5 protein-coding genes and 1 pseudogene are annotated in these 11208 nt (G+C 65.0%); 3 read left to right on the top strand and 3 right to left on the bottom strand.

Features of this window, described 5'->3' with window-relative positions:
- Positions 1–32: 32 nt before the first annotated feature.
- Together ABQU90_RS10470 and ABQU90_RS10475 are read right to left on the bottom strand one after the other, a co-directional pair.
- Positions 33–2342: an NADP-dependent malic enzyme gene (locus tag ABQU90_RS10470; RefSeq protein WP_055848385.1), complete on the bottom strand. Its 2310-nt coding sequence runs from the start codon at positions 2340–2342 to the stop codon at positions 33–35.
- A gap of 198 nt (positions 2343–2540) precedes the next feature.
- Positions 2541–3887: a dicarboxylate/amino acid:cation symporter gene (locus tag ABQU90_RS10475; protein ID WP_055848383.1), complete on the bottom strand. Its 1347-nt coding sequence runs from the start codon at positions 3885–3887 to the stop codon at positions 2541–2543.
- Between the two features lie 285 nt (positions 3888–4172).
- Here ABQU90_RS10475 and ABQU90_RS10480 point away from each other — a divergent pair, with 285 nt between their 5' ends.
- The 3 genes from ABQU90_RS10480 (at position 4173) to ABQU90_RS10490 (ending at position 10724) form a co-directional block, all read left to right on the top strand.
- On the top strand, positions 4173–5345 hold the full coding sequence (locus tag ABQU90_RS10480; RefSeq protein ID WP_055848380.1) for an OprO/OprP family phosphate-selective porin: 1173 nt from the start codon (positions 4173–4175) through the stop codon (positions 5343–5345).
- Positions 5346–5550: 205 nt separating this feature from the next.
- Positions 5551–8190: a hybrid sensor histidine kinase/response regulator gene (locus tag ABQU90_RS10485; protein WP_323522191.1), complete on the top strand. Its 2640-nt coding sequence runs from the start codon at positions 5551–5553 to the stop codon at positions 8188–8190.
- A gap of 413 nt (positions 8191–8603) precedes the next feature.
- Positions 8604–10724 carry a TonB-dependent receptor gene (locus ABQU90_RS10490; protein ID WP_323522190.1) on the top strand — a complete coding sequence of 707 codons (2121 nt, stop codon included), beginning with the start codon at positions 8604–8606 and terminating at the stop codon, positions 10722–10724.
- A gap of 215 nt (positions 10725–10939) precedes the next feature.
- On the opposite strand, the pseudogene ABQU90_RS22775 reads toward ABQU90_RS10490, so the two are convergent.
- A pseudogene (locus ABQU90_RS22775) lies at positions 10940–11157 on the bottom strand (hypothetical protein); the annotation flags it as partial.
- Positions 11158–11208: the final 51 nt, after the last annotated feature.

Genomic DNA, 11208 nt, shown 5'->3' on the forward strand with positions numbered 1-11208 from the left:
TGCCACCCCAGCCCAATCGTTACCGCATCAACTCAAGCGTTGCCCTTTTCAGCCGCCGCCTTTTCCGCATCGCGTTGCCTGCGGATCTGCGCATCTACCGCGGCGATCGCGGTCATGTTCATCACCCGGCGCGAGGTGGCGCTGGTGGTGAGGATGTGCACCGGCTTGGAGATGCCCATCAGGATCGGGCCGATCGCCACGCCGTCGGTGAACACGCGCACCAAGTTGTAGGCGATGTTGGCCGCTTCCAGGTTCGGCAGCACGAACAGGTTGGCGCGGCCCTTCAAGGTGCTGTTGGGCATGATCTGCTTGCGCAGCGCTTCGTCCCAGGCGGTGTCGCCCTGCATTTCGCCGTCGATGTTGAGCTCGGGCTTGCGCTTGAGCAGTGCTTCGCGCACCTGGCGCATCTTCAGCGCGTCGCGCGAGTCGTGGCTGCCGAAGTTGGAGTGCGACAGCAGCGCGATGTTGGGTTCGATACCGAACAACTTGAGGCGATAGGCAGCCTGCAGGGTGGCTTCGACCACCTGTTCGACAGTGGGGTCTTCCTGCACGTGCGTGTCCAGGAAGAAGAACACGCCCAGCTGGTTGATCACTCCGGTCATCGCCGAGGTGGAACTCACGCGCGGCTCCAGCGGGATCACGCTGCGGGCGTAGCCCAGCTTCTTGTGGAAGCGCCCCACCACGCCGGACAGCATCGCATCGGCTTCGCCGCGCGCCACCATCACCGCGGCGATCAGGGTCGGGCGTGAGCGCATCAGCTCCTTGGCGGCAGTGACGGTGACGCCGCGACGCTCGGTGAGCGCGTGGTAGTACTGCCAGTATTCGTTGAAGCGGGGGTCGTCGAGAATATTGGTGATCTCGAAGTCCACGCCAGCGGTCAGGCGCAGGCCCATCCGTTCGATGCGCGCTTCGATCACGTCCGGGCGGCCGATCAGGATCGGGAAGGCCAGGCCTTCGTCGACCACGTTCTGCACCGCGCGCAACACCACTTCTTCTTCGCCTTCGGCATACACAACACGCTGCTTGTCGGCACGCGCGCGGTCGTAGACCGGCTTCATCATCAGGCTGGTGCGGTAGACGAACTGGCTGAGCTTGTCGCGATAAGCCTCCATGTCGGCGATCGGGCGCGTGGCCACGCCCGAGTCCATCGCCGCCTGCGCAACCGCCGACGACAGCTCTACCAGCAGACGCGGGTCCAGCGGCCGCGGGATCAGATACTCCGGGCCAAAGCTCGGGGTCTCGCCGCCATAGGCCGCGCCCAGGTCGGAGGCCTCGCGCCGCGCCATCGCCGCAATCGCCTTGACGCAGGCGATCTTCATCTCTTCGTTGATGCCGGTGGCACCCACGTCCAGCGCGCCGCGGAACAGATAGGGGAAGCACAGCACGTTGTTGATCTGGTTCGGATAGTCCGAACGGCCGGTGCCGATGATGCAATCAGGACGCACCGCCTTGGCCGCTTCCGGGGTGATCTCCGGGTTGGGATTGGCCAACGCGAAGATCACCGGCTGGCGTGCCATCGTGGCGACCATTTCCGGCTTGAGGATGCCGGCCGCCGACAGACCCAGGAAAATATCCGCACCTTCGACGATCTCGGCCAGCGTGCGCTTGTCGGTGTCGCGTGCGTAGCGCTGCTTGTCCGGATCCAGATCGGTGCGGCCGGTGTGGATCACGCCGTCGCGGTCCAGCGCCAGGATGTTCTCCGGCTTCAGGCCCAGCGAGACCAGCATGTTGACGCAGGAAATACCGGCCGCGCCCATCCCGGTAGTGGCCAGCTTGACCTCTTCGATCTTCTTGCCGGTGACCACCAGCGCGTTGAGTACTGCGGCGCCGACGATGATCGCAGTGCCGTGCTGATCGTCATGGAACACCGGGATGTTCATGCGCTCGCGCAGCTTGCGCTCGACGATGAAGCATTCCGGCGCCTTGATGTCTTCCAGATTGATGCCGCCGAAGGTCGGCTCCAGGCTGGCGATGATGTCCACCAGCTTGTCCGGGTCGTTCTCGTTGATTTCGATGTCGAACACATCGATGCCGGCGAACTTCTGGAACAGCACGCCCTTGCCTTCCATCACCGGCTTGGACGCCAGCGGGCCGATGTTGCCCAGGCCCAGCACGGCGGTGCCGTTGGTGATGACCGCCACCAGATTGCCGCGCGCGGTGAGCTCGCTGGCCTGGGTGGGTTCTTCGACGATCGCCTCGCAGGCGAAGGCCACGCCCGGCGAATACGCCAGCGACAGATCGCGCTGGGTCAGCATCGGCTTGGTCGCGGTGACCTTGATCTTGCCGGCCGGCTGCTGGCGGTGATAGTCGAGGGCGGCCTGTTTGAAGTCGTCGTTGGACATCGGCTGTGTGAGTCTCGAAGGCGCAGGAGGGCTGAATTCTACCCTCCTGCCTGAACAAGGGCCTGTCGCGCAGCTGTCAGCGCGGCAGGGAGATTGCATGCTGCGGCGCGGCGTGCGCGGCGGCCGGTGTTGGCTGGAACCGAAAACGGCCCTGCACCCCGCCGGATACACCGACGGAGAACAGGGCCGTAGGAAGCATCAGCGCGCGCTGATCGGGGCGACGACGCCGGCGGAGGCCACCGGCGCCTGCAACGGCGGCTCGCCGCCATCCAGCACCAGCTTGAGCTGGTCGCGGTCCAGCGCGTTCTCCCAGCGCGACACCACCACCGTGGCCACCGCATTACCGATGAAGTTGGTCAGCGAGCGGCACTCGCTCATGAAGCGGTCCACGCCCAGGATCAGCGCCATGCCGGCCACCGGCACGTCCGGCACCACCGACAGCGTGGCCGCCAGGGTGATGAAGCCGGCACCGGTCACGCCAGCCGCGCCCTTGGAGCTGAGCATCGCCACCGCCAGCAAGGTGATCTGCTGGCCCAGGGTGAGGTCCACGTTGGTGGCCTGGGCGATGAACAGCGCCGCCAGGGTCATGTAGATATTGGTGCCGTCCAGATTGAACGAATAGCCGGTCGGCACCACCAGGCCCACCACCGACTTCTCGCAGCCGGCCTTTTCCATCTTTTCCATCAGCGACGGCAGCGCCGACTCCGACGAAGAGGTGCCGAGCACCAGCAGCAACTCGGCCTTGAGGTAGCGGATCAGCTTGAGCACGGAGAAGCCGCACAGACGGCAGACGATGCCCAGGATCACCAGCACGAAGAACAGCGAGGTCAGGTAAAACGAACCCACCAGCCAGGCCAGATTGACCAGCGATTCCACACCGTACTTGCCGATGGTGAAGGCGATCGCACCAAACGCACCGATCGGCGCGGCCTTCATCAGCATGTGCACCAGGCGGAACACCGGGGCGGTCAACGCTTCCAGGAAGCTCAGCACCGGGCGGCCACGTTCGCCCACCAGCGCCAGCGCGATACCGAACAGCACCGCCACGAACAGCACCTGCAGGATGTTGCCATCGACGAACGCGCTGATCAGCGTGGCCGGGATGATGTCCATCAGGAAGCCGACCAGGCTCAGCTCGTGCGATTTCTGCACGTAGGTGTTGACCGCACTCTGGTCCAGCTCGGCCGGGTTGATGTTCATGCCGGCGCCGGGCTGCACCACGTGCGCGACGATCATGCCGACGATCAGCGCCAGCGTGGAGAAGAATAGGAAGTAGGTCATCGACTTGGCGAAGACCCGGCCCACCGTCTTGAGGTGGGTCATGCCAGCGATGCCGGTAACGATGGTCAGGAAGATCACCGGGGCGATGATCATCTTCACCAGCTTGATGAAGGCGTCGCCCAGCGGCTTGAGGCTTTCGGCGAAGGCCGGCTCGAAGTGGCCCAACAGGGCGCCGAGGACGATCGCCACCACCACCTGGAAATACAGCTGGCGGTAGAAGGGCACGGACGCCGGCACCGGGCCGGCAGGCTTGCTGATGTGCATGACACCACTCCGAAGGAACTGGAGGGTGCCTGAGCAGGCACCCGGTGCAGGCATTCTGGGCGCACGTCACAGGCAGGGCCGATAACCCATTGGTACTACGCACTGTCGGCGGGCTGAACGTCGCCTTACACTTCAGCCGCGCCGCCGCCGGCCGTTAATTCCATTTAACGCAGACACCGACGTTTCTGTGCAGTCGCCGCCCGGACCTGCGCGCTTGCTGAAGCCGTTCACCGCGATCGCCATGGCAGGACGCCCGACCCCTTTCATTGCCGAAGACCATTCCCTATGCGCCTCAATCTGCTTGTTCTGGCGTTGGCTATCGCCATCGTCCCCGCCGCTGCCAATGCAGCCACCTCGATCGAAAACTGGCCGACCAAGTACACCTTCGGTGATGGCACCGAGCTGGGTCTGACCGGCAACTACGCCTACGACGACAACAACTTCTCCGGCGACGACCGCCTGGAAGACCGCAACGATTTCCGCCGCAAGGAATTCGGCGCCACCATCAAGAAGAAGGGCGTTTATGACGCCATGGTGTATTTCGACTTCGAAGCCAAGCTGTGGCTGGACGTGTTCTTCCGCGTCGAGACCAAGGCGCTGCTGGGCCAGGATTACGGCCGCGTGCGCCTGGGCTACATGAAGGTGCCGGTGGGTCTGGAAGCGGTGCAGAGCTCGCGCGCGGGCAGCTTCATGGAACTGGGCCTGCCGGTGCAGGCAGTGTTCCAGGGCCGCCGGACCGGCGTGGAATGGACCCTGGAGCGTCCGCAGTACCTGTTGCAGGCCGGCGCGTACGGCGGCAAGGATCTGCAGGGCGACAACCCGGGCACCACCCAGGCCGTGCATGCGGCATGGACCCCGTTCAAGGCCGAAGGCGACGTGCTGCACCTGGGCATCGCCGGCTCGGTCGAAAACCCGCGCGGTTTCAGCGATGGCCGCGGCGTGTCCTTCAGCCCGCGCGTGCGTCTGCGTGCCCGCCCGGAAGCCGGCCTGACCGACGTGCGCCTGATCGACACCGGCACCATCCTCGATGTGGACCACGTGATCCGCACCGGTGTGGAAGCGGTCTGGATCCATGGCCCGTTCTCGCTGCAGAGCGAAGCGCTGCGTGCCGAAGTGGCGCGTAATGCCGGCCAGCCGCACTTCATCGCACAGGGCCAGTACGTGTACGGCACCTGGTCACTGACCGGCGAGTCGCGCAGCTATGCCGGCGGCGTGCCGGGCAACATCAAGCCTGCACACGACTACGGCGCGGTCGAACTGACTGCCCGCTACAGCCGCCTGAATCTGGAAGACAACAACATCCACGGCGGCCGTCAGCACGACACCACCATCGGCGCCAACTGGTACCTCACCAGCCACTTCAAGTTCCAGGCCAACTACAGCTGGGTGGATTCCTCGCGCAATGGCGTGCATGAAACCCCGCACGTGATGGAGCTGCGCGCACAGGTGCAGTTCTAAGCATCGCTGACGCAACCCAGCGCGCGGGCAATCTACTGCCGCGCACTGGTGTGATCCACGCGCTGCTGTCGTCTTAGACGGCAGCCGATTTTCAGATACGGCCGCATCCTGTCACGGGTGCGGCCGTTGTCGTTTTTGGGGCGCGTGTCTGTCGCGCGATCGGGCGATGGCTGCGCGTGCGGGAGCGGAACGCCATACTTGCCGCATGTATGTCTCGCATCGCCGCCGTCTGCTGCTCACCCTGGTCATCGTGCTGGGCGGGATGGTCGTGGCCATGCTGGCGGCCAGGCACTTTGTCGAACAGAACGCACTGCGCGAGGAAAGCGCCACCGTGCGCCGGCAGCTGCGTCTGTATGCGCAAGCGCTGCAACAACGCATCGACCGCTATCGCACGCTGCCGCAGATTCTGGCGCTGGACCCGGAGCTGCGCGCCGCAGTCTCCGGCCCGCTGTCGCCCGCGCAGGTGCAGCAGCTCAATCGCAAACTCGAACGTGCCAACAATGTCACCCAGTCGTCCACGCTGACGTTGATCGACCGCAGCGGCATTGCGCTGGCAGCCAGCAACTGGCGCGCGGTGCGCAGCAATGTCGGGGTGGATTACGCCTTCCGCCCGTATTACCAGCAGGCGCTGGCCACCGGCAGCGGCAGTTTTTACGGCATCGGCATGACCACCAGCGAGCCAGGCTATTTCCTGTCGCAGGCCATCGTCGATGCTGCCGGCCAGGTGCAGGGCGTGGTGGTGATCAAGATTGCGCTGGCCGCACTGGAGCGCGAATGGCTGCAGACGCCGGACATCGTGCTGGCCTCCGATGCGCATGGCGTGGTGTTTCTGGCCAGCCGCGCCAGCTGGCGCTACCGCATGCTGGCGCCGCTCACCCCGCGCGACCGCACCGAACTGCAGACCACCCGCCAATACGCCAATCAAGGGCTGCTGCCGCTGCGTCGGCGTTTGATCGAGCAGACCGGCAACGGTGGCGTCCTGGCCGAGGTGCGCGACCCGCCACTCGGCGCGCCAGTGCTGTGGCAAACGCTGGAAGTCCCGGACAGCGGCTGGCGCCTGCATCTGCTGCACGACACCCGCGCCAGCGCCGCCGCCGGGCGCGCCGCAGCCATCGCCGCTGCGGGTGCCTGGCTGGCATTGGCATTGCTGTGGTTGTTCGTGCAACAACGCCGGCGGCTGTCGGCACTGCGTCAGCGCAGCCGGCATGAGCTGGAAACCCTGCTGCAACAGCATGCCGAAGAACTGCGCACCGCCCAGGACGGCGTGGTTACCGCCGCGCAACAGTCCAACGCCGGCCTGAGCCGCAGCCTGGAACATCTGCCGCAAGGCGTGGTAGTGATCGACGAGGCGCTCAATCTGGTGGCGTGGAATTCTCGCTATGTGGAGCTGTTCCGCTTCCCGCCGGAGTTGCTCAAGATCGGCCGCCCGATCGAAGACCTGTTCCGCTTCAATGCCCGCCGTGGGCTGCTGGGGCCGGGGCCGATCGAGGCGGCCATCGAGCGACGGCTCAATCACCTGCGCAGCGGCAAGCCGCACATGCGCGAAAGCGAGAAAGAAGACGGCACGGTGCTGGAAATCCGCGGCAATCCGCTGCCCGATGGCGGGTTCGTCACCAGCTACGCCGACATCACCAGCTACAAGAACGCCGCCCGCGAACTGCGCTCGCTGGCCGATGCACTGGAACATCGCGTGGCCGAGCGCACCCGCGATCTGGCCGCCGCCAAACGCGAGGCCGAAAGCGCCAACCGCTACAAGACCCGCTTTGTCGCCTCGGCGGTGCACGACCTGCTGCAGCCGCTCAATGCCGCGCGCATGTTCGTGTCGGTGTTGCGCGGGCAGGTGCGCGAGCCCGGCAGTGCGCGCGTGGTCGACAACATCGACGGCGCACTCGCTGCGCAGGACGCCATCCTCAACAGCCTGCTCGACATCTCGCGCCTGGAAGCCGGTAGCCTGAAGACGCAGGTGCGCGACTTCGCACTGGCTCCCTTGCTGGAAACGCTGGCGCGCGAGTTCGGCATCCTGGCCGAAGACCGAGGCCTGGTGCTGGAGTGGGTGCCGACATCGGTGGTGGTGTTGAGCGATGCAACCCTGCTGCGCCGCATCCTGCAGAATTTTTTGTCCAACGCGATCCGCTACACCCCGCGCGGGCGCGTGCTGATCGGCTGCCGTCGGCGCGGTGGCTGGCTGCGCATCGAAGTGCATGACCAGGGACCCGGCATTCCGGATGCCTTGCAGCACGAAATTTTCGAAGAATTCCGCCGTCTGGACGATGGCGTGGCCAACGACCGCGGCGCCGGGCTGGGGCTGGCGATTGTCGAACGTATCGGCCGCCTACTGGGACACCGCATCGGCCTGCATTCAACGCTCGGAAGCGGCAGCGTGTTTTCGGTCACCGTGCCGATCGGCGAACGTGCCGCCATCGCCACGCAGTTGCCGCCGCCCACCGCCGAACACGGCAACGACCCCATCCTGCATGGGTGCCGGGTGTGGTGCGTGGACGACGACCCGCGCGTATGCGAGGCCACCCGCGCCCTGCTGGAACGCTGGGAATGCCGCGTGGATTTTTCCGGCGGCCCGGACGAAGCGCTGGCCCATGCCAGCGCCGACGAAGCACCGGAATTGCTGCTGCTGGATGTACGCATGGGCACGCACTACGGCCCGATGCTGCTGCCCCAATTGGTGAGCCGCTGGCAGCGCGAGCCGCGCATCATCCTGGTCACCGCCGAGCCCGACCCGGCCCTGCGCGAACACGCACAGGAATTGGGCTGGGGCTTTCTGTCAAAGCCGGTCCGCCCGCCTGCGCTGCGCGCGCTGATGACGCAGATGCTGCTGCGGCGTGGGTGATTCGGTGGCGGGCTTCGTGCGTCGGTAAAGGCGCCAGCAGCTGACCCATCGCGTTGTAGAAGCCTGCGTATTCGCACGGAAAGCGCTGCGGGCGCGCGCGTGATCGTGCGGATTCCATCGCCCGCGTGTTCAACCCATGTTCGGTACGTCACCCTCTGATGCAGGCAACCGCATGCGTGGGCATACAGGAGGCCTGGATATGCGCGATGCCTGCACTGCCAGCGCCTCGCTCCTGCACCGCAGCAGTGCTGCCGACGCACGCGCATGCGCGCATCGCTTTGGACTGACGCGCCGAACACCAAAGCTCACGCCTGCTAGACTATCGATAATGATTCCCATTTGACTGTCGTCTTTTTTGCATTGCCCTGCATCTGCTGCATCGATGCCGAGCGCGTTTTGGAGTGCCTTGCCCCATGAAATCTCCCCTCTCCGGATCGGCCGGCGTGCCGCTCGTTGCGACCCTCTGCCTGCTCGCCTCTGCCAGCGCATCCGCACAATCGGATGTCACCGATACGCTGGATACGGTGGTGGTGGCCGCCTCGCGCTCCAACATGACCGTGGCCGAGTCGCCGCAAACGGTGTTGATCATCGACAAGGCGCAGATCCAGCAGCAGCTGACCATCTCCAGCAACTCGTCCGACGTGCTCGCCAACTTGATTCCGTCGTACACGCCCAGCCGCGGCAAGATGAACGGTAGCGGCGAAACCCTGCGCGGGCGCACACCGTTGATCCTGATCGACGGCGTGCCGCAGTCCAATCCGATCCGTCCCACCGGGCGCGAGGCGCACACCATCGACTACGCGATGGTCGAGCGGATCGAGGTGATCCAGGGCGCCAACGCCATCAACGGGCTGGGCGCCACCGGCGGCACCATCAACATCATCACCCGGCGTCCGCAGGATGGTGAGCTCAATCAGCACGTCGACGTGCAGGCCACCGCACCCACCGCGGAAACGCGTGCAGAAACCGCCAGCGTCGAGACCAGCTACCGCGTGGACGGCCGCACCGACAAGCTCGATTACCTGTTCTCGGCCAGCTACAGCGATCAAGGCCTGTATGTGGATGGACAAGGCCGGCCGATCGGTGCTGACAATACCCAGGGTGACCTGATGACCTCCAAGAGCTACGACGTACTGGCCAAGCTCGGTTACGCGCTCACCGATGCGCAGCGCCTGAGCGTCAGCGTCAACCGCTACCGCATCAAGAACGACAACGACTACATCGGCATCGCCGGCAACCGCGCGCAAGGCCTTCCCACCACCTCGGTGCGCGGTACGCCGCAGGGCACCGCGCCGTGGAACGACGTGCTGACCTCCAGCCTGTCCTACACCGATGACGATCTGGCCGGCATGCAGCTGAGCGCGATGGTGTTCAACCAGGAATTCGAAGGGCTGTTCGGCGCGGACAACTCCTCCACGTTTCAGGACCCGCGTATCGCACCGGTCGGCACGCTGTACGACCAATCGCGGTCGGTCGCCTCCAAGTGGGGCAGCAAGGTCAGCTTGACCAAGGACGATCTGTTCGACAGCCGGCTCAAGCTCACCGGCGGCATCGACTTGCTCGCCGACACCGGCAAGCAGGATCTCTACGGCACCGGACGCACCTACGTGCCCGAGTCGGACTACCGCAACCTGTCGCTGTTCGTGCAGGGCGAATACAAGCTGCTGCCCACGCTCACCTTGCACGCCGGCGTGCGCCGCGAAGAAGCCGAGCTGAAGATCGACAGCTACCAGAGCTTGTGGCGTTACAACCGTGTCGATGTCGAAGGCGGCACGCTAGACTTCAACCAGACCCTCTACAACACGGGGCTGGTCTACACGCCAGTCGAAGGCGTGAGTTTCTTCACCAGCTATTCCGAAGGCTTCGGCATGCCGGATGTGGGCCGGGTGCTGCGTGCGATCAATACGCCGGGCACGCGTGTAGCCAACCTGAGCACGCTGGAGCCGATCCTGACCAAGAGCGTGGAAGCCGGCACCCGCCTCACGCGTGGCGCGTTCGATGCGGATCTGAGCTACTTCCAGTCCAATTCGGATCTGGGCACGCGCGTAGTGCCGATCAACGGCGCCTTCATGATGAGCCGCGAGAAGACCCGCGTGCAGGGCGTGGACGCAAGCCTGGGCTATCGCCTGGATGCCGCACATCGCCTGCGCCTGTCCTACGCGTATACGCGCGGCCGCTACGACAGCGACAACGATGGCCAGCTGGATGCGCGCCTGGACGGGCTCAACGTGGCGCCCAATCGCGTGATCGCTTCATGGTCGGCGCAGTGGACGCCGAAGCTCTCCTCGTTCGTGCAGGCCCAGCATGCCTTCAGCCAATCCTTCGACGAAGTGGACAAGCGCTTCAGCGGCTACACGCTGGTGGATGCGACGTTCAACTACGCGCTGCCGCGTGGTGCGCTGCGCATGGGTGTGTCCAACCTGTTCGACAAGCAGTACATCACCTACTACTCGCAATCAGCGCTGGTCGAACCGCTGCGCTATTTCGCCGGGCGCGGCCGCACGCTGACGCTGGGGTATTCGCTGGATTTCTGATGGCATCGCGTAATTGTCAGCAGCTTGCGCACGGTACGCCTGCGCAAGCGTGCTGCTGCGCGCGGATGCCGCCATAGAGCCTGCACACGTACTTGCGGCGTGTCCCGTGGAGGTGGGCGGGCAAGGAGCTATCGCTCAGCAACCGACGTGTCTACATCGTTCAATCCGCTCACGGCGATAGCGATAGCGATAGCGATGTTGAGTCGTGGCGTCGTTTAGATGCCGCCAAGTCGGTCGAATGCGCGGTGCCCTCGCCGCTCACGGGACACGCCGCAAGTACGTCCTTGTAGGCTCGGTGGCGGCATCCATGCCACCACACGGTCCCGCAAGTGGCGAGGACACCGCACCAGAGAGTTGGTCGGTCGCTTCTTTTTTTAAAACCATGCACACCGACACTCTCGACTGGCCCTTGCCCGCCCACCGTCGCGGGACCTTACGCGGCATGGATGCCGCGTAAGAGCCTACAGGGACGTACTTGCGGCGT

It is taken from the genome of Xanthomonas sp. WHRI 10207, assembly GCF_040202975.1.
Taxonomy (GTDB): Bacteria; Pseudomonadota; Gammaproteobacteria; order Xanthomonadales; family Xanthomonadaceae; genus Xanthomonas.